At 65.2% G+C, this 21,782-nt stretch carries 22 protein-coding genes; 9 read left to right on the top strand and 13 right to left on the bottom strand.

What is annotated here, in order from left to right; genetic code table 11:
- Positions 1–42: 42 nt before the first annotated feature.
- From polA to AC1RMY_RS23425, 4 genes are all read right to left on the bottom strand, one after another.
- Positions 43–3,081, bottom strand: a complete 3,039-nt coding sequence (gene polA / locus AC1RMY_RS23440) for a DNA polymerase I (protein WP_492868678.1) — start codon at positions 3,079–3,081, stop codon at positions 43–45.
- A gap of 211 nt (positions 3,082–3,292) precedes the next feature.
- Entirely contained in the window at positions 3,293–4,225 is a 933-nt protein-coding gene (locus AC1RMY_RS23435) for an aldo/keto reductase (protein WP_492868677.1), read from the bottom strand.
- Positions 4,226–4,332: 107 nt separating this feature from the next.
- The gene (locus AC1RMY_RS23430; protein ID WP_492868675.1) at positions 4,333–5,175 is read right to left on the bottom strand and encodes a universal stress protein; all 843 of its coding nucleotides are present in this window, start codon (positions 5,173–5,175) and stop codon (positions 4,333–4,335) included.
- 39 nt (positions 5,176–5,214) lie between these two features.
- Positions 5,215–5,619 carry a hypothetical protein gene (locus tag AC1RMY_RS23425; protein ID WP_492868673.1) on the bottom strand — a complete coding sequence of 135 codons (405 nt, stop codon included), beginning with the start codon at positions 5,617–5,619 and terminating at the stop codon, positions 5,215–5,217.
- A 134-nt stretch (positions 5,620–5,753) separates the two neighbouring features.
- Here AC1RMY_RS23425 and AC1RMY_RS23420 point away from each other — a divergent pair, with 134 nt between their 5' ends.
- Entirely contained in the window at positions 5,754–6,593 is an 840-nt protein-coding gene (locus AC1RMY_RS23420; protein ID WP_492868671.1) for a universal stress protein, read from the top strand.
- Positions 6,594–6,666: 73 nt separating this feature from the next.
- Here AC1RMY_RS23420 and typA read toward each other — a convergent pair whose 3' ends face one another.
- Together typA and AC1RMY_RS23410 are read right to left on the bottom strand one after the other, a co-directional pair.
- Positions 6,667–8,490, bottom strand: coding sequence for a translational GTPase TypA (typA, locus tag AC1RMY_RS23415; protein ID WP_492868669.1), 1,824 nt, complete (start codon positions 8,488–8,490; stop codon positions 6,667–6,669).
- A 250-nt stretch (positions 8,491–8,740) separates the two neighbouring features.
- On the bottom strand, positions 8,741–10,012 hold the full coding sequence (locus AC1RMY_RS23410) for a TAXI family TRAP transporter solute-binding subunit (protein WP_492868667.1): 1,272 nt from the start codon (positions 10,010–10,012) through the stop codon (positions 8,741–8,743).
- A 166-nt stretch (positions 10,013–10,178) separates the two neighbouring features.
- Between AC1RMY_RS23410 and AC1RMY_RS23405 the strand changes: the two genes are divergently transcribed.
- From AC1RMY_RS23405 to AC1RMY_RS23390, 4 genes are all read left to right on the top strand, one after another.
- Positions 10,179–10,868, top strand: coding sequence for a phosphoribosylanthranilate isomerase (locus AC1RMY_RS23405; protein WP_492868665.1), 690 nt, complete (start codon positions 10,179–10,181; stop codon positions 10,866–10,868).
- Complete coding sequence (gene trpB, locus AC1RMY_RS23400; RefSeq protein WP_492868663.1) at positions 10,865–12,082, top strand: tryptophan synthase subunit beta; 1,218 nt, start codon at positions 10,865–10,867, stop codon at positions 12,080–12,082. Before AC1RMY_RS23405 ends, trpB begins: the two co-directional genes overlap by 4 nt.
- A 129-nt stretch (positions 12,083–12,211) precedes the next feature.
- Positions 12,212–13,060 carry a hypothetical protein gene (locus tag AC1RMY_RS23395; protein ID WP_492868662.1) on the top strand — a complete coding sequence of 283 codons (849 nt, stop codon included), beginning with the start codon at positions 12,212–12,214 and terminating at the stop codon, positions 13,058–13,060.
- A 42-nt stretch (positions 13,061–13,102) separates the two neighbouring features.
- Entirely contained in the window at positions 13,103–13,522 is a 420-nt protein-coding gene (locus AC1RMY_RS23390; protein WP_492868660.1) for a hypothetical protein, read from the top strand.
- A 1-nt stretch (position 13,523) separates the two neighbouring features.
- Here the strand turns inward: AC1RMY_RS23390 and AC1RMY_RS23385 are convergent, their stop codons facing one another.
- Both AC1RMY_RS23385 and AC1RMY_RS23380 read right to left on the bottom strand, forming a co-directional pair.
- Positions 13,524–14,108, bottom strand: coding sequence for a hypothetical protein (locus AC1RMY_RS23385; protein WP_492868658.1), 585 nt, complete (start codon positions 14,106–14,108; stop codon positions 13,524–13,526).
- Between the two features lie 421 nt (positions 14,109–14,529).
- Positions 14,530–15,504, bottom strand: a complete 975-nt coding sequence (locus AC1RMY_RS23380; RefSeq protein WP_492868735.1) for an IS1595 family transposase — start codon at positions 15,502–15,504, stop codon at positions 14,530–14,532.
- 108 nt (positions 15,505–15,612) lie between these two features.
- Between AC1RMY_RS23380 and AC1RMY_RS23375 the strand changes: the two genes are divergently transcribed.
- Positions 15,613–15,840, top strand: coding sequence for a helix-turn-helix domain-containing protein (locus AC1RMY_RS23375; protein WP_492868656.1), 228 nt, complete (start codon positions 15,613–15,615; stop codon positions 15,838–15,840).
- A gap of 222 nt (positions 15,841–16,062) precedes the next feature.
- On the opposite strand, the gene AC1RMY_RS23370 is transcribed toward AC1RMY_RS23375, so the two are convergent.
- A complete protein-coding gene (locus AC1RMY_RS23370; RefSeq protein WP_492868654.1) occupies positions 16,063–16,560 on the bottom strand; it encodes a hypothetical protein in 498 nt (165 codons plus the stop codon).
- 158 nt (positions 16,561–16,718) lie between these two features.
- Here AC1RMY_RS23370 and AC1RMY_RS23365 point away from each other — a divergent pair, with 158 nt between their 5' ends.
- Entirely contained in the window at positions 16,719–17,807 is a 1,089-nt protein-coding gene (locus AC1RMY_RS23365; RefSeq protein ID WP_492868733.1) for a glycosyltransferase family 2 protein, read from the top strand.
- Here AC1RMY_RS23365 and AC1RMY_RS23360 read toward each other — a convergent pair.
- Together AC1RMY_RS23360 and AC1RMY_RS23355 are read right to left on the bottom strand one after the other, a co-directional pair.
- Positions 17,752–18,336, bottom strand: coding sequence for an SCO family protein (locus tag AC1RMY_RS23360; RefSeq protein WP_492868653.1), 585 nt, complete (start codon positions 18,334–18,336; stop codon positions 17,752–17,754). The genes AC1RMY_RS23365 and AC1RMY_RS23360 overlap by 56 nt on opposite strands.
- Positions 18,337–18,384: 48 nt before the next feature.
- Entirely contained in the window at positions 18,385–18,576 is a 192-nt protein-coding gene (locus AC1RMY_RS23355; RefSeq protein WP_492868651.1) for a hypothetical protein, read from the bottom strand.
- A 178-nt stretch (positions 18,577–18,754) separates the two neighbouring features.
- Between AC1RMY_RS23355 and AC1RMY_RS23350 the strand changes: the two genes are divergently transcribed.
- Both AC1RMY_RS23350 and AC1RMY_RS23345 read left to right on the top strand, forming a co-directional pair.
- On the top strand, positions 18,755–19,054 hold the full coding sequence (locus AC1RMY_RS23350) for a PepSY domain-containing protein (protein ID WP_492868649.1): 300 nt from the start codon (positions 18,755–18,757) through the stop codon (positions 19,052–19,054).
- A gap of 39 nt (positions 19,055–19,093) precedes the next feature.
- A complete protein-coding gene (locus tag AC1RMY_RS23345; protein WP_492868647.1) occupies positions 19,094–19,630 on the top strand; it encodes a general stress protein in 537 nt (178 codons plus the stop codon).
- 66 nt (positions 19,631–19,696) lie between these two features.
- Here the strand turns inward: AC1RMY_RS23345 and AC1RMY_RS23340 are convergent, their stop codons facing one another.
- Entirely contained in the window at positions 19,697–20,662 is a 966-nt protein-coding gene (locus AC1RMY_RS23340; protein WP_492868645.1) for a VOC family protein, read from the bottom strand.
- Positions 20,659–21,768, bottom strand: a complete 1,110-nt coding sequence (locus tag AC1RMY_RS23335; RefSeq protein ID WP_492868643.1) for a 5-methyltetrahydropteroyltriglutamate--homocysteine S-methyltransferase — start codon at positions 21,766–21,768, stop codon at positions 20,659–20,661. The genes AC1RMY_RS23340 and AC1RMY_RS23335 overlap by 4 nt, the downstream gene beginning before the upstream one ends.
- Between the last annotated feature and the right edge of the window lie 14 nt (positions 21,769–21,782).

The following is a 21,782-nucleotide window of genomic DNA, read 5'->3' as shown; positions in this document are numbered from 1 at the left end:
CGTTGGGCTATCGGCGAAGGTTCCGCCCGGGCCGACTTCCCCTCAATGGGCCTCGTCCCAGTTCCCGGCGGCGCGCGCTTCCACCGCCAGCGGAACCCGGAGCTGGACGGCCGGGTGCGGCGCCTCGACCATGACCTTCTCGATCACAGGCAGCGCGGCCTCGACCTGGTCGTCCGGCACCTCGAAGACCAGTTCGTCATGGACCTGCAGGAGCATGCGGACGTCGAGCCTGGCCGCCGCCAGCGCGTCCTCCATGCGGATCATGGCGCGGCGGATGATGTCGGCGGCCGAGCCCTGGATCGGCGCGTTGATCGCCTGGCGCTCGACGAAGGCGCGTTCGGACGGGTTCTTCGAGGCGACCGCCGGGAAATGGCAGATGCGCCCGAAGATCGTCTCGACATGGCCGTTGGCGCGCACGAAGGTCTTGGTCTGGTCCATGTAGTCGCGGATGCCGGGGAAGCGCTCGAAATATTTGCGGATATAGGCGCTGGCCTCCTCGCGGCCGATGCCGAGCTGGTTCGCAAGCCCGAAGGCGGAGATGCCGTAGATAATCCCGAAATTGATCGCCTTGGCACGGCGGCGGACCTCGCTCGGCATACCCGCGACCGGCACGCCGAACATCTCGGACGCGGTCATCGCATGGATGTCGACGCCATCGGCGAAGGCCTGCCGGAGCTGCGGGATCTCGGCGATATGGGCGAGCAGGCGCAGTTCGATCTGGCTGTAATCGGCCGAGACCAGCTTGTAGCCCTTCTCCGGGATGAAGGCCGTCCTGATCTTGCGGCCGGCCTCCGTACGGATCGGGATGTTCTGCAGGTTCGGCTCGGAGGAGGAGAGTCGCCCCGTCGTGGTGGCCGCCAGAGCATAGGAAGTGTGAACGCGGTTGGTCTCGGGGTTCACATAGGCCGGCAGCGAGTCGGTATAGGTCGATTTCAGCTTGGCGAGCTGGCGCCAGTCCAGGATCTTCGAAGGCAGCGGATGGCCCTTCTCGGCCAGATCCTCGAGCACGCCGGCCCCGGTCGCCCATTGCCCGGTCGCGGTCTTCTTGGCGCCTTCGAGACCCATCTTGCCGAACAGGATGTCGCCGAGCTGCTTGGGGCTGCCGATCGTGAACTTCTCGCCGGCGACCTCGTAGATCTCGTCCTCCAGCCGGGCCAGCGACTGGGCGAACTCGCCGGAGAGCCGTGACAGGATCTGCCGGTCGATGGCAATGCCGCGCGCCTCCATGCGGGCGAGCACGCCGACCAGCGGACGCTCCAGCGTCTCGTAGACCGTCGTCCTGCCCTCGGCGGCCAGGCGCGGCCTGAGCACCTGCCAGAGCCGCAAGGTCACGTCGGCATCCTCGGCGGCGTAATCCGTCGCCTTGTCGAGCGCGACCTTGTCGAAGCTCACCTGCGCCTTGCCGGTGCCCGCGACCTGCCCGAAGGTGATCGTCTCGTGGCCGAGATGCAGCTCGGAGAGCTTGTCCATGCCATGGCTGTTGTTGCCGGCATCGAGCGCATAGGAGATCAGCATCGTGTCGTCGATCGGCGTGACCTCGATGCCGTAGCGCTTCAGCAGGACGAGATCGTATTTGAGGTTCTGGCCGATCTTCAGCACGCCGGGGTCGGCGAGCAGGGGCTTCAGCGCCGCCAGCGCCTCGGCCAGGAGAATCTGGCCCTCGACCATGCCGCCACCGAAGAGATCGCTGCCGCCACGATGCTGCAACGGGATGTAGCAGGCTTTGCCCGGCGCGACCGCCAGCGAGATGCCGACGAGATCGGCCTGCATCGGGTCGATGGCGCTGGTCTCGGTGTCGATCGCAAGCTGGCCGGCCTCATAGGCTGAAGCGATCCAGCGCTTCAGCGCATCGAGGTCGCGGACGCATTCATAGGACGTGAGATCGATCTTCTGGCCGAGTGCCGCATTCTTGCGGGCGGCCGCGAGATCGGCTGGCTTCAGCCAGCCATCGGCACTGGGCGCCGCCGCAGGCTGCGTGACCGGCGCACTCGCCGCTTCCGACAGCGAGGGCTGCGCTTCGCCTGCCTCAACGCCGGCATAGAGCGCCTTGAGCTCGGCGGCGCGGCTGCCGCCCGGCGCCAGCGCCGCGTCGGCATCGATCGCCGCGACATCGGCCTCATAAGCTTCGCCGACGCGCTTGGTGATGGTGGTGAACTCCATCGCCTTGAGGAAGGCGACGAGCCTGACCGGATCGGGCTGACCGAGCGTGAGGTCCGCCAGCGGCGTCTCGACCTTCACGTCGTCGACCAGCGTGACGAGCTTGTGGGAGATGCGGACCTTCTCGACCACGTCCGGATTGGTCAGCGTCTCCCTGCGCTTCGGCTGTTTGATCTCGCCCGCGCGGGCCAGCAGTGTTTCGAGATCGCCATACTCGCCGATGAGCTGGGCCGCCGTCTTGATGCCGATGCCGGGGGCTCCGGGCACGTTGTCGGTGGCGTCGCCGGCCAGCGCCTGCACATCGGTGACCTTGTCCGGCATTACGCCGAAATACTCGACCACTTCTGGCTCGCCGATGCGGCGCTCGGCGCGGAAGCCGGCGCCCTTCTTTTGGTCGCCGGAGGCCGGATCGTACATCGCCACGCCCGGTCGGACGAGCTGCATCAGATCCTTGTCGGCGGAGACGATCAGCACGTCTGCACCCGCCTCGCGCGCCTGCCTGGCATAGGTCGCGATCAGGTCGTCGGCCTCATAGACATCCTGCTCCACCGGCAGCAGCCCGAAGGCGCGCACCGCCTCGCGCATCAGGGGGAATTGCGGGATCAAATCCGGCGGCGGATCGGAGCGGTTGCCCTTGTAGGCCGGGTAGATCGCCTTGCGGAACGAGTTCTCCGACTTGTCGAAGACGATGGCCAGATGGGTCGGCCTGACGCCGAGCACGCCCTCGCGCACGAACTGGAACAGCTTCGTCGCGAACAGCCGGACCGCGCCCGAGGGCAAACCGTCCGAGCGGGCATTGTATTTCCGGTCCTGGTTGATCGACTGGAAATAGGCCCGGAAGATGAAGTTCGAGCCGTCGACCAGGAAGAGATGGTCGCCAGGCTTCAGGTCGGGTGCGGTGGTCGTCCGGGCTGTCTCGCTCATGGCGCGGACCATAAGCGGGCCGCGCAAGGCGGTCCATCGGGTCAAGCCTGTGATTCGCAAGAAGCTGTCAGGAGTGGCGGGCGCCGGCTTGAATCGCGTCGACCTGCTCGCCCTTGTAGCGAGCATCCGCGTCCTGAACGCGGTTCTCGCCAAAGGAAGGCGTGGATGGTCGGGACAGGCCCGACCATGACGGCAATGCCAGTAGTTTGGATTACTTCGTGATCGCGTCGATTTCGGCCAGTTCCTCGGCCGTCAGCGCCCATTCGGCCGCCTTGACGTTGGCCGCGATCTGCTCGGGTTTGGTGGCGCCAGCGATCACGCTCGACACCACCGGCTGGGCCGCCAGCCACGAGAAGGCGAGCTCGACCAGCGTCTTCCCGCGCGCCTCGACGAAGGCCGTGAGCCTCTCGATCTTCGTCCAGTTCTCGTCGCTGAAGATCTGGCCGGCGCGCTCCGGCAGCTTGGTCAGGCGGGCACCATCCGGCATCGGGGCGTTGCGCTTGTATTTTCCTGTCAGCGCGCCGTTGGCGAGCGGGAAATAGGGCAGCAATCCCATGCCGAAATGGCTGATCGCGGGGATCAGGTCCGCCTCGGCGCCACGCTTGAGCAGGCTGTATTCGTCCTGCGCCGAGGCGAAGCCACCGATCCCGAGATCGCGCGCCGTCCATTGCGCATCGGCGATCTGCCAGCCGGGCATGTTGGAGCAGCCGATATAGCGGACCTTGCCCTGCCGGACGAGATCCTCGAGCGCGCGCAAGGTCTCGTCGATCGGGGTCAGCGGGTCGGGCTTGTGGAACTGGTAGAGGTCGATCCAGTCGGTCTTCAGCCGCGTCAGCGATTCCTCGACCGCGCTCATGATGTAGCGGCGCGAGCCGCCCTCGCCGCCATGGAACATCCTCATGCCGAACTTCGAGGCGAGCACAATGTCCTTCCGGCGCGCTCCGAGAAACCGGCCGAGCGCTATCTCGGACCCGGCCTTCTCCCCATAGATGTCGGCGGTGTCGAACAGGGTGATGCCGTTCTCAATCGCGGCGTCGATGACCTTGGCGGCTGCCTCGTCGTCGATGCGACCCCCGAAATTGTTGCAGCCGAGACCGACGAGCGAAACACGCAGGCCCGAGCGGCCGAGATTGCGGAACTGCATGGAGGTGGTCCTTGTTCGGAAGGGCCACAAAGGATCAGAGGCGAGCCGGTGCCGCAACTGCGGCACCGGCGGGCCAAGCTTGCGCCCCGTGCAGGGCGTGCCGGCTTTCAGTGCGAGAGCAGGCAGCAGACCGGCGTGGTCTCGATCAGATCCTGGGTCACGCCGCCGAATATCCATTCGCGCATGCGGCTATGGCCATAGGCGCCGGCCACGATCAGGTCCGCGCTCTGCTGCCGCACCTGCTCCGTGATTTCGTCGACGACATATTCGCCGCGGTCGGGCCGCTCGACGGCGCGGGCGGCAATGCCGTGCTGCGCGAGATAGCCGCAGACCTCAGGCGCCGCATGGTCGGCCGCATCGGCCCCGACGGTCAGCACGCTGACCATCTCGGCGCGGACCAGGAAGGGCAGCGCGTCCCGGACGGCGCGACGGGCCTCGCGCGTATCCTTCCAGGCTACGACGACGCTCTTCGCCGCCAGCCTCTCAACCCCGGGTGGGACCACGAGGATCGGCCGGCCGAGTTCCATGACCACGTCGCCTGGAGCGACGCCCATCCGGCCCAGAGCTTCGTCATCCGGACCCTGCCGGGAGACAACGACCAGATCGGCGGCGCGTGCCTGCGTCAGCGCGAGGCTGCGCGGCTGCTCGATGGCGCAGCGCCAATCCGCGTCCACTCCGTCCGCAACCCGGCGGAAGAGGGCCTCGGCCTTGGCGAGATCCTCGAGAACGACGCCGCGCGCATTCTCGACAAGGACGGCGTCGACGATGCCCGCCCCATCGCCGAAATAGGGTAGTTCGATCTGGTCGCCGCCGGTGCCTATCAGGCGGCAGGACAGGTCCCGGGCCAGGCGGGCGGCAAAGCGGATCGTCGCCTCCGCCCCCGCGCCGAGATGAACCGGGACCAGGAGGCCGCCATAGCGCAGTGTCTCGGCAGAACGGGTGATCGGCATGGCATTGTCTCCGTCAGGCGATGGGCGGCTGCGAGCGGCTCAACGGGCGCCGGCCGGCTGGGATTTGCCGGCCGGGCGGATGGCGACGACCTTGTAGGGCTGGAAATCGCCGTCCTGCTCGCGAATGGAGACATATTCGCCGACGGTGAAGCGGTGGCGGTCCAGCTTGTAGCCGACCTCGTCATCGTCGAAGGACGCCTCGTCATAGTCGATACCCCAGCTTGCCCCGCCATCGCCGCCGGCCCGGTGCAGGAGCCAGCCATGGCGATCGGGCTCGCCAGGTCGGAAGCGCCGGACCCGGCATTTCTCGCGCTCCTCATGCCATTCGCCAGCGACGAGGCGGCCCTCGGCATCGAGCGGCGCGGTGATTTCGTAACCGTCCTGGCTGCTGCCTTCAGGATGCGAAGCGGTGCGGCCGAGATGCAGTGAAATGCGCTGGAGCATGTAGGCTCCCTCCTGAACAACGTCCTTGGACACATTCTTCCACCGATCCGCGACAGACAGATTGATCCAGCGCAAGATGGCGGCGGCGTCTTCGGGCACACTCGGGACGCAGAATTTACACCGGGAGTTGCGCCATGCTCAAATCAATCAAGAGCGTTCTCATCGCCTTCACCGAGGAGGGCCGCGGCGAGAAGAGTTCCGCGCTCGCCTATGCGCTGTCATTGTCGCAGCAGGCCAAGGCGCACCTGACGCTGCAGGCCGCCTCGATGCGCTATGCCATTCCGGCCTCGCTGGTCGGCGCGTTCGGGGCTGAACTCGTCAGCACCGAGAACCGCCGAATCCAGGCCCTCGCCGAGGCCTTCGCCGAGACGGCGAAGGACCGGGCCGATCTCGCCGGCGTCACCTGCACGGTCGAGACCCCGACGCTCGTCTACGCCAATCTCTGCGATCGGCTGCTGGCCTATGCGCGTGTCCACGATCTCAGCATCCTCGACATGGAGAAGGACGCCGTGCAGCGTGATCGCGGGCTGATCGAGGCCGCGCTGTTCGAGAGCGGCCGTCCGGTACTGATCGTCCCGCCGGGCTGCGAGACTTTCTCGGCGAAGCGGATCCTGATCGCCTGGGACGGCGGTGCCTCCGCAGCTCGGGCTGTGGGCGACGCCATGCCCTTCCTGGCCGAGGCCGCCGAGGTCGAGATCCTCTCCGTCAGCGGCGAGAAGGACCTGTCGACGACGATCGCGGGCGCGGACCTCGCGCCACATCTCGCCCGGCACGGCATCAAGGTCACGGTCCGTAATGTCGCGCTCACGCAGCCGGATGTCGCCAGCGAGATCGGGCAGGCCGCGAAGGCCTTCGGTGCGGATCTCGTCGTCTGCGGCGCCTACAAGCATTCGCGCCTGCGCGAATGGTTGCTCGGCGGCGTGACGCAGTCGCTGCTCAAGGACTGCACGCTACCGACCCTGATGAGCCACTGACGGGAGCCCGGGCGCAAACGAAAAGGGCGAGCCTCGCGGCTCGCCCTTTCCCGATCCTGCCGGAAGAGCCCGATCAGGCCACTTCCTGCTTCATCTTCTGCGAGCGCTTGCGCTCGTTGGGATCGAGCACGGCCTTGCGTAGGCGGATCGACTTCGGGGTGACCTCGACGAGCTCGTCGTCGTCGATCCAGGCCAGCGAACGCTCCAGCGTCATGCGGATCGGCGGGGTCAGGCGCACCGCCTCGTCCTTCGACGTCGTGCGGATGTTGGTGAGCTTCTTGCCCTTGAGCACGTTCACCTCGAGATCGTTCTCGCGGGTATGCTCGCCGACGATCATGCCCTGATAGACCTTCCAGCCGGGCTCGATCATCATCGGGCCGCGATCCTCGAGGTTCCAGAGCGCGTAGGCGACAGCCTCGCCGGTCTCCATCGCGATCAGCACGCCGTTGCGGCGGCCGCCGATCTCGCCCTTGTAGGGCAGGTAGTCATGGAACAGCCGGTTCATGATCGCGGTGCCGCGCGTGTCGGTCAGGAGCTCACCCTGATAGCCGATCAGGCCACGCGTCGGCGCATGGAACATCAGGCGCAGGCGGTTGCCGCCGGAAGGACGCATCTCCAGCATGTCGGCCTTGCGCTCGGACATCTTCTGCACGACGACGCCGGAATGCTCCTCGTCGACGTCGATGATGACCTCCTCGATCGGCTCCAGGAGCTGGCCCGACTCGTCGCGCTTCAGCACGACGCGCGGCCGCGAGACGCCGAGTTCGAAGCCCTCGCGGCGCATCGTCTCGATCAGGATGGCGAGCTGCAATTCGCCGCGGCCGGAGACGATGTAGCTGTCCTTGTCGGAGGCTTCCTCGATCTTCAGCGCGACATTGCCCTCGGCCTCCTTGAACAGGCGGTCGCGGATGACGCGGGTCGTGACCTTGTCGCCCTCGGTGCCGGCGAGCGGCGAATCATTGACCATGAAGGTCATCGACACCGTCGGCGGATCGATCGGCTGAGCCTCGATCGGATCGGTGACGACGGGGTCGCAGAAGGTGTCGGCGACGGACCCCTTCACGAGGCCCGCGATCGAGACGATATCGCCGGCGACGGCTTCCTCGATCGGCTGGCGCTCGAGGCCGCGGAAGGCGAGGATCTTGGTGATACGGCCGGTCTCGACCGTCGAGCCGTCGCCCGAAAGCACCTTGATGGTCTGATTCGGCTTGGCCGAGCCCGAGGTGACGCGACCGGTGATGATGCGGCCGAGATAGGGGTTGGCCTCGAGCAGCGTCCCGATCATGCGGAACGGGCCTTCCTCGACCTTCGGCTCCGGCACGTGGGAGAGGATGAGGTCGTACATCGGCGCCAGGCCCTGATCCTGCGGACCGGCCGGGTCATGCGCCATCCAACCCTGCTTGCCCGAACCGTAGAGGATCGGGAAATCGAGCTGCTCGTCGGTCGCGTCGAGGGCGGCGAAGAGGTCGAAGACCTCGTTGATCACCTCCTGGACGCGGGCGTCGGGCTTGTCGACCTTGTTGATCGCCACGATCGGCTTGAGGCCGAGCTTCAGCGCCTTGGAGACCACGAACTTGGTCTGCGGCATCGGGCCTTCAGCCGCGTCGACCAGCACGATGGCCGAGTCCACCATGTTGAGGATGCGCTCGACCTCGCCGCCGAAATCGGCGTGGCCGGGGGTGTCGACGATGTTGATGCGGGTGTCCTTCCAGACGACCGAGGTCGCCTTGGCCAGGATGGTGATGCCGCGCTCCTTCTCGAGGTCGTTGGAGTCCATCACGCGCTCGATGACGCGCTGGTTGTCGCGATAGGTGCCCGACTGCTGCAGCAGCTTGTCGACGAGCGTGGTCTTGCCGTGGTCGACGTGGGCGATGATGGCGATATTGCGCATGGACATGCGGGCAGGGCCTTTTTCATGGCCACAAGCCGGCGAGGATCGAAGCCCCGTCGGCGCAGCCCTAGTTTCGAGAATCTGGATTTCGCTGCGCCGCACATAAACCCTGGCGACCGTTTCGGCAACCATGACGGTCGATTTTGCCTGCCGCAGGGTGAACGGGCTGCTCCGGCCGCGGTGCGGCCGACCGGCCAGGACGGGCACCGGAAAAGGGCAGCTGGCGCGCTACCCCGCCGAAGTCCGGCCGATGCCGTCAGATCTGCGCCGTCGTGGCCCTGATCTTCGCTTCGACGACGGCGCGGCTGACCTGATCGAAGACCAGGCGGTAGGCGGCGATGGCGGAAGAATCGAGATCGCCCTGGCCGAAATCGCCGAGCACCTCCAGCAGGATCGCGTCGGCCTCGGCCCGGTAGAGATCAAGCGTCTCGATATCCGACGTGCTGCGGATCCTGGGCAGGAGCGCGAGCAGGCGGTCGAGCCCCATCATCGCCCGCTTGCGCCGCGCGGCGCTCTCGCGGCCGAGCAGGCCGGCGGCGCCCGTGCCCAGCAGCGAAACCGCCATCACGCCCAGATAGAACCAGTCGCCATAGCGCTCGAAGAAGGTCTTCTGCTCGCCGTCGATGAAGGCGGCGGCGCCCGCATGAACGGGCAACGGCGCATCCTTGTCGGTCGCCGGCGCCTCCAGCCCCTGAATCTGCGGCAGTTCCGCCGCGAGCGTCACGCGCAACCCGAGCAGGGAGCTCACCAGGTTGGCGACGACGTCCTCGTCAAGATCCTGCGAAGCCACGAGCCGGGAGGTGATCGCGATCGTCGGCAGGTTCTCGGCGGGGCGGGGTGGATCGCCCCCGAGCGCGCCCCTGACGATCTCGCCGGTCTCGATGGCCCGGACCCGTGCCGAAAGGGCATCGGCCTCGCGGATCGGGATCAGCACGGGATCCTCGCCCCAGGCCGAACGCAGGCGGCCGGAGCCGTCGCCGCTGGCGCGGGCACCGACGGCGGTGATCGAGAAGAAGGCGTCGATCCGCCGCTCCTTCGCAGCCGGGACGATCTCGTCCGGCGTCAGGCCAACGATCGTCACGTCATCGGGATTGACCTCGTACTGCGCCAGCACCAGCTTCAGCAGCGCGATATTGCCGGCGGGATTGCGTACGACGCCGACCTTGCGGCCGCGCAGATCGGCAATGCGGCCGATCGCGCTCTCCTTGTCGGTGATCAGGAAGGGGAAGGAGCGGCGCGTGATCAAGGCCGTGTCGGCATTGGCCGGCAGCGCGATGTCGGGACGGACGATCGCGAGTTCGGCGTCGCCGCCGTCGACCTTCCGGGCGCTTTCCTCCGAACCCTCGGTGAGAATGAGCCGCAGCCGGATCTGCGACTTCTCGCGGTTCAGGCCCTGCACGAAACCCGCGGCCATGCGGGCATCCTCGGAACCGAGCGGTCCGACGGCAAGACGCAGCGTCCTGGGTTGGCTCAAGGCATAGAAGACGCCCGCGGTGATGCCGGACATCGCCAGCAGAGCCGCCAGCACCGTAAACCCGCGTCGCCCCCTGCCGAACAATCTGGTCCGCCCGTTCTGCCGTCGCTCTGGCCCGTCGCCTCGACGCGATCAGCATTGCTTCGTCCGCCATCATGTCGCAAGTGCGGCGCCGATCAGCTTCGTGCCAAAACGCCCTGCTGCGTGCTAAGGCGAGACCATGTCAGGATCGAACTCTTCCCTCGCGATCAAGATCTGCGGCCTGTCGACGCCGGAGACGCTGCGCGCCGCGCTCGATGCGGGCGCCGATATGATCGGCCTCGTCTTCCATCCGAAGAGCCCTCGTTTCGTCACAGCCAGCCAAGCGGCCGGGCTCGCTGCGATGGCGCGCGGGCGTGCCGAGATCGTGGCGTTGATCGTCGATCGCGACGTAAGCGAGGCGCATGAGATTGCCGAGGCGCTCAAGCCCGACTGGCTGCAGCTTCATGGCCGCGAGACCCCGGAGCAGATCCTGGCCATCAAGGCGGCGACCGGGCTGCGCGTGATGAAGGCGCTGGGCATCGGTGGCGCGGAGGATCTCGCCGCGGTGGAGATCCACAGGGGCATCGCCGATCGTATCCTGCTCGATGCCAAGCCACCGAGGGACGCGGCCTATCCGGGCGGCCACGGCAAGGTCTTCGACTGGACCCTGCTGACCGCGCTCGACCCCGCTTTGGGCTTCATGCTATCGGGCGGGCTCGATCCGGCGAATGTCGGCCGGGCGGTCATGGTCGCGCGGCCATGGGGCGTCGACGTGTCCTCCGGGGTCGAGAGTGCTCCCGGCGTCAAGGACATTGGCCGGATCAGGGATTTTGTCGCAGCGGCGCGGGCCGCCGCAGCCGCAATGAAAGCAGAGGCAGTCGGGACATGAACGCGCCGCAGAACCCCAACAGCTATCGCAACGGCCCCGACGAGAACGGCCGTTTCGGCATGTTCGGCGGACGCTTCGTCGCCGAGACGCTGATGCCGCTGATCCTCGAGTTGGAACAGGCCTATGAGGCGGCGAAGGCCGACCCGGCCTACCATGCCGAGACGGCCTATGGGCTGAAGCACTATGTCGGCCGCCCCTCGCCGCTCTATTTCGCGGAGCGGCTGACCGAGCATTTCGGCGGCGCCAAGATCTATCTGAAGCGCGAGGAGCTGAACCACACCGGGTCGCACAAGGTGAACAATGTGCTCGGCCAGATCCTGCTGGCGCGGCGCATGGGCAAGAAGCGCATCATCGCCGAGACCGGCGCCGGCCAGCACGGCGTCGCGACCGCGACGCTCTGCGCCCGCTACGGGCTGGAATGCATCGTCTATATGGGTGCCGTGGACGTCGCCCGGCAGGCACCCAACGTCTTCCGCATGAAGATGCTCGGCGCGACGGTGATTCCCGTCGAGTCCGGCACCAAGACGCTGAAGGACGCGATGAACGAGGCCCTGCGCGACTGGGTCACCAATGTCGCGACGACCTTCTACTGCATCGGCACGGTCGCCGGCCCGCACCCCTATCCGGCGATGGTGCGCGATTTTCAGTCGGTCATCGGCAACGAGACCCGCGAGCAGATGCAGGAGCTGGAAGGGCGCCTGCCGGATTCGCTCGTCGCCTGCATCGGCGGCGGTTCGAATGCGATGGGCCTGTTCCATCCCTTCCTCGACGACCCGTCCGTCGAGATCTACGGCGTCGAGGCGGCCGGCCACGGCATTCCGTCCGGCCTGCATGCGGCCTCGCTGACCGGCGGCAAGCCGGGCGTCCTGCACGGCAACCGCACCTATCTGCTGATGGACGAGGACGGCCAGATCAAGGATGCGCATTCGATCTCGGCCGGGCTCGACTATCCCGGCATCGGGCCGGAGCATTCCTGGCTGCACGAGACCGGCCGCGCCACCTATCTCTCGGCGACGGACGACGAGGCCCTGGAAGCCTTCCAGCTGATCTCCAGGCTCGAAGGCATCATTCCGGCTCTGGAATCCGCCCATGCGCTCGCCCGCGTTGCCGATCTCGCGCCCCAGAAGCCGCAGGATCATCTGATGGTGGTCAATCTGTCAGGTCGCGGCGACAAGGACATTCCGCAGGTCGCCGAAATCCTCGGCGGAATGTGATCGCCACGCCAGAATTTCCCGCGAAAGTCTGACCTCGACCCTCTCGACTCGTGGCCCGAAAGCGGCAACCATGGGTTGTCCCGGCTCGACTGAGCCGGGGCCGTGTTGCGTGGGGGCGGAACCGGGCCATTGGGGGGCAGCGGTCACGAGAGGCGTTCTGACGAGTGCGCGGATGCCGTCACCGGCGTTCCGGCCGAGATCGCTTTTCTCTCGCGCCATGGCGTGACGCCGTCCGATCTCGCTCTCGCTGCGCGGTACGCCAGCCGCAACGGCACCGAGCCCGCGCGGGAGGTCCTCGCGCTCGGGCTGATCGACGAGGACGGCTTCTACCGCGCCGTCGCCGCCGAGCTCGGCCTGCCCTTCCATTCGGGCGACTTCGCGCTGACGCCCGGCGGCGAGCATGGCGCGATCCTGCGCGGAGGTATCGCGCCCGTCATCGGCGAGGCGTCGCGACGCTTCCGTTTCGTGCTGGCGCCCGAGGGACCGGCGCTGCGCCGGATGCTCGAAGCGGGGCCGCGGGAGCGCGGCGACGTCGCCGTGGTCACGCCAACCCGCTTCGGAGAGGCCTTGCGGCAAGCCAACGCCGCCACGCTCGCCCGCCGCGCCGCCAACCTAGACGAGGCCGGAATGGCCCGCGACAGTGCGCGTACCGGCGCCAGTCGCGGGCAGCGCATCGCGACGGCGATCTGCGTGGCGAGCGCCGCAGCCGGCGGAATCTTCGCGCCGCTGCAGACCTTCTTTGCCGTCGCGCTGCTGCTCGGGCCGGTTTTCCTCGGCCTCATCCTGCTGCGGCTGGCTGCCGCGATCGAGCGCCCGGCGCCCGACCTCTGGCAACGTCATCGCTGGCGCGTCGATGACAGCCGGCTGCCGGTCTATACCGTCGCGGTGCCGCTCTACCGCGAAGAGGCCGTGCTGCAGCAGATGCTGGCAGCCTTGACGGCGCTCGATTATCCGGCATTAGGTAGCAATCTCACCTAAATCAACTTATCTCAACGGGAGTCGTTGGGGTAGTGTTTTCTGATGCATGACCCCAATGTTCTCCTCACCCTTCGCCGCCGTCGCGACGCCATCAACGCCGCGATCAAGGCCTATGAAGACAAGCTGGAGACGGCACGCCGCGACCTGGCGCATATCGCCGCGACGATCCGGCTCTTCGAGATCGGAGACGAGCCGCTTCAATTCCCGGTCTATATGGACATAGGGCGATTATTCAGGCCCCGAGAGATCGGAAAGCTCTGCCATGAGGCGCTGGCGATTGAATCGCCTCTGGACACACGAGAACTGGCGCTGCGTGTGATGCGGGCGAAGGGGATGGATGAGAGCGACAAGGTGCTACGCAGTACCGTCGCTCATCGCGTCGTGCAGGCGTTGAGCATGAGGTTGAAGCGCGGGCTGGTTGCCTCTCCGGGCAAGCGTGATGGCGTGCGGCTGTGGACCTGAGTTAATTCGCGGAGCCTCTGCCATGACGCAAATAAATTGCCTTGAGAATAAGATACAGAGCTTTTCGCTCGCTCTCGCCCGAGATGATGTAGTTTAGCAAGTCGTGCCTCATGTCATCAGTTACAGGCTGAACATACGTTTCCGCTCTGTCGATCCTATTGAACTCGAACCAATCTATACAATTCAAGGTAAAATCTAAGGAAAGGAGCGCCTCGCGCCCGTCAACCAGATCTTTCCTGGCCGCGATCAGCTGGTCGTTAGAACCTGAAAAATTATATTTCGATTCATCCGTATATTCGTGGTCATACATATTTCCCAGGAAAGGGGATGAAACTAAATTATGAAGGAGCAATGATAAAATTTTAACATGCGATAATTTGACTGTACTTTCGGATGCCTCTTCTGAAAGCCATCTCTCACAGTCCGACTTCCATTGCTGATAAATTTGCCGCAAAGCGTTGGGAATGAAGTCGGCATGGACCCCAAAAACCCGAAAGTTTCCAAAGCAAAAACCCTTGAAATCGTAATTAAACGACTCGAAGCGCTCCAGCCATTCGTCAAGCTTGTTTTCGTTAAAATCGATCATTGTGGGTTGGGACTCGGCGGCCAAACATAAAAAAAGGCGGTAGAATTTCTACCGCCTTTTCCGAAACTAAATATAAATGTTCTTAGCGTTGAGCAACCGCTACGTGCACCAATTCGGCCGACGTTGCAAAAGCAAGCGACGTGGTTGGGTTGGGACGAATGACAGCGCGCCCATTAGGGTGCAAACGTAAAAACCGCGATGTGTCACGCGGAAGCGCAGCACGGCTATCGTCAACGACGCCTCTTGCATTCTCTCGCATGTCGGGCTCCTGAAAAACAAAATTACATTACGCTTATGACGCGGCGCGCCGCATACATGCGTGAATGATATTTGTCAATTTTCTGATAAAGCGCAATGCCGCATTTTTGTTCCGCATGAAATTTTCATGCGCCGACAAATTCGCTGCATCATTCGTGAACGTTCACGCTTTTAACGATGCAACGCTGCGCTGCCAATAGCCTTTCCAAATGCGGCTTACCGGATGCGATAGCGCTGCGCTTGTCACCATCAGATATTGCTCGCCATTGCTCACACGGCGATGATCCTCGCGCCACGCCATTTCCGAGGAATAGGCGTTGAGGTACGGGCCGGCGATGTGATGGTGCGTGCCGATCTCAGCGCGACGCAGGCGAGAGAAGAAGCTTTCCGCCATGTTGGTGCAGGACTGGCCGTCCGAGTAGGCCTCACTGTGGTTGATGCGCTTCGTCAGGTACAACGTGTGCAGCTCGTCCCAATGCAGGGCTTCGTCGGCATGAATTATTGCAGACGCATGCACACGCTGGCCGATGGTCGGCAGCGAGGCGCCCTCTGACTTGAACACGAACGGCAGCGTGCGGCCGTCGCGCTCGCGCATGATGACCACGACGCGGCGCTTGCCGTTCTGGTTCTTGGTGAGCCGGCGATCGACGCGGTTCTCTTTGAAGTTGGCCGGGCGAACGTGGCCGCCGAAATAGGCGCCGTCGATCTCGACCTGACCAGAGACGGTCATGTCGGCCATCTCAGCGGCCATCGCCTCGCGCAGCTTGTGCGTCAGAACGAAGGCCGTCTTGTACTGGACGTTGATGTCGCGGGAGAGTTGCAAGGCCGAATGGCCCTTTGCTCCGTTGACGAAGATCGCGATGGCCAGGAGGTAGTCGCGGATGGCCAGCTTGCGGCTGGCGAAGATCGTCCCCGACGTGACCGAGAACTGATGCGTGCAAGCCTTGCACTTGTAGAGCTTGCGGGTCTTGAACGTGTAGACCGCACCGCAGTTGCAGCGCGGGCATACGGGCTCACCGCCGGTGTCGCACCAACGGATCTGACGGAAGGCGCTATGGGCTTCCTCGTCCGACATGCGGGCAACCGTCACCAAGGATAGGGTGCGGGCCGCTGCTGAAAGGAGGAAATGCTGTGCCATGCCCACGCCAACGATTATCGTTGACATCAGTGGTATCCATGGAAATCAGCGATGTCAACGGATATCGTTGGCGTTGACTGAAAAACCTTTTATCACTAGTCATCATGTATGTCGCCAGAACAGAGCCGCGCCGCGCGCGGGTGGTTGGATTGGACGCAGGATCAGTTAGCGAGCGCCGCAAGCGTCTCGCTCTCGACCGTGCGCGATTACGAAAAGGGGCGCCGCGTTCCCATCGCCAACAATTTGAACGCGATGAGGCGCGCCCTAGAAGCCGCCGGGATCAATTTCCCTATCAATGGAATCGCTTATGAGCCTCGCGTTACCCTTGAAGGGTAACTGGACGGATTCGACGTGGTTTGCTATATAAACGGTGCCCCCGCGCCTCGTTAGAGACGCAGGGGCGTTGGTGGAGGTAAGGGGACACGAACCCCTGGGCCTGTAGGTGGGAAGCCGTCAGCCCGACCATCTACCCCCGTAGGCGCGGGCCGCTCGGTTCCCCGAACGACCCGCGAACTCTAAGGCGGCGGCATCTGCTGCACCTTTCTCATGCGCGGCCCCTCAACCGAGAAGGTCGCTGTTATCGGAAGCCGTTGACGTTCCCCCTGCAAGGTTGGCGTCAGCGGCTTCCTCCTTTTTGGGAAGCATGTAGACCGCCTCGTCTTTAACGAGATGGTCTCGCTTCCACATTCTCCAAGCAATCCCGTTCACATCGTCCGGCCGCACATCCGGCCACCAACGCTGCGCTATCCGGGTCGCCATGTCCTTCGGCTCCAATCCACGAAACCCTTCCTTACGAGCGTCTTCGAGGACAGAAACGATCATATCGGTGACTTTTGGCGTGCCGTCCGGCTTGCCGCCGCTAGCGCGCGCCGAAGGTTGTTCGACGCTCGCGCTAGGCGTCCCGCCGGCGTCGCCGGTCAGTTTTGCGATGACTCGCTCGGCGATGACTAGATCGCGGAAGTCGCCTTGCAGCTCTTGAATGCGAGTTTGCAGGCGAGTTATCTCGCCTTCGATCTCAGCGCGTCGGCGGCGAATCAATGTGAGGTCTGTGCTCATGGCACCTTACCTACGTCACCGCGCCTTCTCTGTGAAGCGCCAAATTCTCTGAGATCCAATTTTCTGTGTATGTTCTCACCCATCCACTGAGATTGCTGGGATTCTCAGCGGGTGCGTTTGCTACCTAATGTCGCGATTATCCCGCAGCCAAGCTCGACATCCGCCTGCTGATCGAAGCCGACGACACCGGCATGCAGGCGGCGCTCGCCCGCATCACCCTGCCGTCCCATCTCAGCGTCACCGTCGTACCGGCCGGCCCGCCCCGCACCAAGCCGCGTGCCCTCAATCTCGCCTTGCTGGAGGCGCGGGGCGCGCTGTTCACGATTTTCGACGCCGAGGACATTCCAGATCCGCAGCAATTGCGCATGGCCGCGGCTCGTTTCCTGCGTGCGCCGGAGGACCTCGCCTGCCTGCAGGCAAGGCTCGTGATCGACCACGCAGATGAAGGGCTGCTGCCGGCGCTGTTCGCACTCGAATATGCCGGCCTTTTCGGGGTGCTGAACCCTGGCCTCCTGCGCTCCGGCTTGCCGATCATGCTGGGCGGCACCTCCAACCATTTCCGGACGCGGGCGCTGCGGGCGATCGGCGGCTGGGATGCCTGGAATGTTACGGAAGACGCCGATCTCGGGTTACGGCTCGTCCGGGCGGGGTACCGCATGGGCGACCTGCCTTCCGACACGCGCGAGGAGGCGCCGCTGACGCTTCTTGCCTGGCTGAAGCAGCGCTCGCGCTGGATCAAGGGCTATATGCAGACGCTCGTGACGCATTCGCGGGCACCCATCCGGCTTTTGCGGGAGGCCGGGCTGCCAGCCACGTTCGCGTTCATGTCGCTTTGCCTCGGCACGGTCGTGACCGCGCTGGCCTATCCGGCCTTCGCCATTGCGGCCTTCCTGGCGTTTCGCGAGGGCTCGCTCTTTTCACCGAGCGACGCTTTCGGCGGCCTGACCTCGACGCTGGCGCTGACCGTCTGGATATTCGGAACGATCGCGCTCTTCCTGCCGCCGGCGATCGGGGCACTCAGGCGAGGCGCGCCGCGATTGCTGCTGCTACTGCCGCTTCTGCCGTTCTATTACGGTCTCGTCTGCATCGCCGCCTGGATGGCGCTGCACGAATACAGGGCGCGCCGCTTCGCCTGGAACAAGACGGCGCATGGCGTGGCGCGCCGGCGCGCGCCGGTCGCCGTCGCGCCCCTTACAGATGGCGTAGCCATTCCTGCGCCGCCTGAGCCGGAGGCTGCTCGATATTGAAAGCGCCGACGAAGCTGCCGTCCTTGGCCATCAGGTAGACCAGGGCGGTATGGTCCATGGTGTAGTCGTCCTTGGTCGGCACCTTGCGGGCATAGGCGCGATAGGCCTTGATCATGGCGTCGATCGCCGGCCGGTCGCCGCTCAGGCCGAGGATGCGCGGGTCGAAGGAGCCGAGATAGCTCTTCATCACCTCGGGCGTGTCGCGCTCGGGATCGACGGTGACGAAGAGCGCCCGCAGCTTCTCGCCCTTGCCGCCCGCGGCCCGCAGCACCTCCGAAATCTCGAAGAGCTTGGTCGGGCAGATGTCGGGGCAATGGGTGAAGCCGAAGAACACCAGGAACGGCGCGCCGCGCAGATCCTTGTCCGTCAGCGTCTTGCCCTCTTGCGTCGTCAGCGTGAACGGCCCGCCAACGCTCGCCGTGCCCGACTGACCCTGACGGCTGGGCGAGAAGGTCAGGATCGCGGCGGCGGCGAGCGCCAGCGCGCCGGCGAGGAAGACGACGAGGGGCAGGACGAGACGGCGGTTCACGGAAGTATCCTGGTTACGGTCCGGAACGTCCCGGAACGGCTGGCGGCTTCAGAAGCAGGCGACGATGGCGGCGATGAGGCCGTCGGTGAAGAGACGATCGCCCTCGCGCCACCAGAGCAGCAGCCCCGCCAGCACGAGCGTCAGCCCCCCGCCCGCCAGAAGCGCGATGCCGAGGCGCGACGGCGCCGACGCAACGGCCTCAGGGCTGTTCTCGGGCTGGCTGTGCTGAGCCTGTGTCATGACCTCAGCATAACGACGCGGCGGGGTCCTCGGAAGCGGCGTTCGTGACGCAGGCGAAATCGAGATCGCTCTCGGAAGTTCCACGGTCTCCTGAACTTTTATTTCCGGAACCGATCCGAGCCGGGTGCCGTTTCCTTGGGCAACAGCGGCCATCGCCGCCAGTCTTTGGAGAACGACCATGAAGAAGCTGCTTCTCGCAACGATGATCGCCTCGGCGACGTCGTTCGGCGCCTTGGCGCAGACCGCGACGACCTCGCCCATGCCGGCGCCCAAGGCCGAGGCCGACAAGAATGCGCCCCTGCCCGGCGCCAACAGCTTCACCGAAGGCCAGGCCAAGAGCCGGCTCGAAGCCAACGGGTATTCCAACGTCACGGGCCTGAAGAAGGACGAGAACGGGGTGTGGAAGGGTTCGGCCATGAACGCCGGCGCCAAGGTCAACGTCTCGGTCGACTATCGCGGCAACATCACCCGCAACTGAGTCCATTTTGTCCGTCCACTCGCATTCCGGAGGTCCGAAATGACCCGTACCATCACCCGTTCCTATGACAATTACGAAACCGCGGCGGCCGTCGTCGAGAATCTGGAGGCCGCCGGCATCTCCTCGTCCGACATCAGCGTCGTCGGCCGCGACGAGCGCGCCAAGGACAGCAATGCCGCCGAAGGCGCCGGTATCGGCGCCGGCGTCGGCGGTGCGGCCGGCCTGCTCGCCGGCCTCGGCATGCTGGCGATCCCGGGCATCGGTCCGGTCGTTGCGGCCGGCTGGCTCGCCTCGACGGCCGCGGGCGCCGTCGCCGGCGCCGCCGCGGGCGGTCTCGTGGGTTCGTTCACCAGCGCCGGAGTCGACGAGGACGAAGCGCACTACCATGCCGAAACCGTCCGCCGCGGCGGCACCGTCGTCTCGGTGAAGGTGCCCGATGCCCACGCCGCCACTGCCGAGGCGATCATGGACGGCGCCTCGCCGATCGATCGCGATACGCGCACGGCCGAGTATCGCCGGGAAGGCTGGACGCGCTTCGACGAGAGGGCCGACCCGTACAAGGTGCCGCTGGTCTAAGGCAGGCGGCGACGCGCAAAGCAGCCTCCGGGGTCCGCCCCGGAGGCTTTTTGTCCGCGCGATCCCTCAGGCCGGCTTCGCCGCGATCGGCGGCGTGCCATGCGTGTGGAAGCTCTCGATCGTCTTGAGGCCCCAGGCCTGCCCCTTCTTCCGCTCGGTCTCCGTCCAGGTCACCGTCTGCCAGTCGGGATCGAGGATCAGGCGCGCGCCCGCATTGGCGATTTCGACGCGGTTTCCGGCGGGCTCGTAGACATAGAGGAAGAAGGTCTGCTGCACCGCGTGCTTGTGCGGGCCGGTTTCGATGTGGACGCCGTTTTCGAGGAAGATGTCGGCCGCCTCCAGCACATGTTCGCGCTGGTCGACCGCATAGGTGACATGGTGGAAGCGCCCGCTGCTGCCGGTGTAGTCGCGCGTATAGGCGATGTCGTAGCTCTTGTTGTTGACGGTGAACCAGCAGCCGCCGACCTCGCCTGAATCGAGCACGATCTGCTCGGTCACGCGGCTGCCCAGCGCCTTCGGGATGAACTCGCGGATCACGCCGACATCGCGCGCCAGCAGGTTGAGATGGTCGAGCCGGCGCACGGCGCAGCCGCGGGAATGGTTGCGCTGCGGCTGGTTCTTCAGCGCCGGCCTCTCATGCGGCGGGGCGACATATTTGTTGGTGTCGAAATAGATCTCGAAGACGTGGTCGTCCGGGTCGCGGAAGCGATAGGCCCGGCCATGGCCGAGATCGCCCTCGACCCAGCCGATGCCGGCGCCCAGCGCCTCGATCGCGGCGACGCGGCGCAGAAGCGCCGCCTCGCTGGTGGCGCGATAGGCGACATGACCGATGCCGGTCGTCCCGGCGCTGGTGAGCTTGAGCGTGTGGAACTCATAGTCGTCCCAGGCGCGCAGATAGACGCTGTTGCCTTCGCGCCCGCTCTCGGTCAGCCCATAGACGTTCACGAAGAAGTCGAGGCTCTCCTGCGGCTTGTCTGTCAGCAACTCGACATGGGCGAGATGGCCGATGTCGAAGCAGGGTTCGCTGCTCATCCCCAGACCTCTTTGGCGACCTCGACGATGCGCGAAAGCTTCGCCCATTGCTCCTCCTCGGCCAGGACGTTGCCCTCCTCGGTCGAGGCGAAGCCGCATTGCGGCGAGAGGCAGAGCTGTTCGAGCGGAGCGAATTTCGCGGCTTCCTCGATCCGGCGCTTGAGGTTGTCCTTGCTCTCGATGGCGCCGAACTTCGAGGTGACGAGCCCGAGCACGACCTGCTTGTCGCCCTTGGGCAGGAAGCGCAGCGGCTCGAAGCCGCCGGAGCGGTCGTCGTCCCACTCCATGAAATAGCCGTCGACGTCGATCTGGTTGAAGACCATGTCCGCGACCGGCTCGTAGCCTCCGGACGCGATGAAGGTCGACTTGAAGTTGCCGCGGCAGGTGTGGGTGGTGATCGCCATATCGGCCGGCTTCGCCTTGAGCGCGGCGTTCAGCACGTCGCGATAGATGAAGATCAGCTTATCGGGATCGTCGCCGCGCTCCGTCAGCATGTTCCGCTGATCGGGATCGCAGAAATAGGACAGGCTGGTGTCGTCGAGCTGCAGATAGCGGCAGCCGGCGTCGTAGAAGGCCTTGATCGCCTTCGCATAGGCCTTCCCGAGATCCTCGTAATAGTCCTCGATGCGATAATAGGCGCTGGCGTCGATGGCTTTCCGCCCGCCGCGATAATGCAGCATGGAGGGGCTCGGGATCGTCATCTTCGGCACGCGGCTCGTCACCGAGGCGAGGAACTTGAAATGCTGGAGATGCGGATGATCGGCCGGGAAGTCGAGCTTGCCGGTGACGCGGATGCCATGCCCCTTGGTGGCGACGCCCTTGAACTGGATCCCTGCATCGGTCTCGTAGGTCGTGACGCCGTCCAGACCGTCGAGGAAGTCGAAATGCCAGAAGGCGCGGCGATACTCGCCGTCGGTCACCGCCTGCAGGCCGATCTCCTCCTGCTTCTTGACGAGTTTCGTGATCTCCTCGTCCTCGATCTTCGCCAGCTCAGCTTGGCTCATCTCGCCGGCCGCGACCTTGGCGCGGGCGTCCTTGACCGGCGCGCTGCGCAGCAGGCTGCCAACCATATCGCCGCGGAACGGCGGTTTCTGTCTCGTGGTCATGCGATGTCCTCCCG

The sequence above is a fragment of the Allobosea sp. GW822-FHT03F07 genome, from assembly GCF_058801345.1.
This window is presented reverse-complemented; position numbering and strand designations above follow the sequence as displayed.

What these genes read in the sequence shown, in the direction of transcription:
- AC1RMY_RS23430 (WP_492868675.1), bottom strand. Translation starts at nt 5,175, where the DNA reads ATGCCGATCACCCGTTCTGCCGAGACACTGCGCTATGGCGGCCTCCTG.
- AC1RMY_RS23385 (WP_492868658.1), bottom strand. Translation starts at nt 14,108, where the DNA reads ATGATCGATTTTAACGAAAACAAGCTTGACGAATGGCTGGAGCGCTTC.
- typA (WP_492868669.1), bottom strand. Translation starts at nt 8,490, where the DNA reads ATGTCCATGCGCAATATCGCCATCATCGCCCACGTCGACCACGGCAAG.
- AC1RMY_RS23355 (WP_492868651.1), bottom strand. Translation starts at nt 18,576, where the DNA reads ATGACACAGGCTCAGCACAGCCAGCCCGAGAACAGCCCTGAGGCCGTT.
- AC1RMY_RS23425 (WP_492868673.1), bottom strand. Translation starts at nt 5,619, where the DNA reads ATGCTCCAGCGCATTTCACTGCATCTCGGCCGCACCGCTTCGCATCCT.
- AC1RMY_RS23345 (WP_492868647.1), top strand. Translation starts at nt 19,094, where the DNA reads ATGACCCGTACCATCACCCGTTCCTATGACAATTACGAAACCGCGGCG.
- polA (WP_492868678.1), bottom strand. Translation starts at nt 3,081, where the DNA reads ATGAGCGAGACAGCCCGGACGACCACCGCACCCGACCTGAAGCCTGGC.
- trpB (WP_492868663.1), top strand. Translation starts at nt 10,865, where the DNA reads ATGAACGCGCCGCAGAACCCCAACAGCTATCGCAACGGCCCCGACGAG.
- AC1RMY_RS23420 (WP_492868671.1), top strand. Translation starts at nt 5,754, where the DNA reads ATGCTCAAATCAATCAAGAGCGTTCTCATCGCCTTCACCGAGGAGGGC.
- AC1RMY_RS23335 (WP_492868643.1), bottom strand. Translation starts at nt 21,768, where the DNA reads ATGACCACGAGACAGAAACCGCCGTTCCGCGGCGATATGGTTGGCAGC.
- AC1RMY_RS23350 (WP_492868649.1), top strand. Translation starts at nt 18,755, where the DNA reads ATGAAGAAGCTGCTTCTCGCAACGATGATCGCCTCGGCGACGTCGTTC.
- AC1RMY_RS23380 (WP_492868735.1), bottom strand. Translation starts at nt 15,504, where the DNA reads ATGGCACAGCATTTCCTCCTTTCAGCAGCGGCCCGCACCCTATCCTTG.
- AC1RMY_RS23390 (WP_492868660.1), top strand. Translation starts at nt 13,103, where the DNA reads ATGCATGACCCCAATGTTCTCCTCACCCTTCGCCGCCGTCGCGACGCC.
- AC1RMY_RS23340 (WP_492868645.1), bottom strand. Translation starts at nt 20,662, where the DNA reads ATGAGCAGCGAACCCTGCTTCGACATCGGCCATCTCGCCCATGTCGAG.
- AC1RMY_RS23370 (WP_492868654.1), bottom strand. Translation starts at nt 16,560, where the DNA reads ATGAGCACAGACCTCACATTGATTCGCCGCCGACGCGCTGAGATCGAA.
- AC1RMY_RS23405 (WP_492868665.1), top strand. Translation starts at nt 10,179, where the DNA reads ATGTCAGGATCGAACTCTTCCCTCGCGATCAAGATCTGCGGCCTGTCG.
- AC1RMY_RS23435 (WP_492868677.1), bottom strand. Translation starts at nt 4,225, where the DNA reads ATGCAGTTCCGCAATCTCGGCCGCTCGGGCCTGCGTGTTTCGCTCGTC.
- AC1RMY_RS23375 (WP_492868656.1), top strand. Translation starts at nt 15,613, where the DNA reads ATGTCGCCAGAACAGAGCCGCGCCGCGCGCGGGTGGTTGGATTGGACG.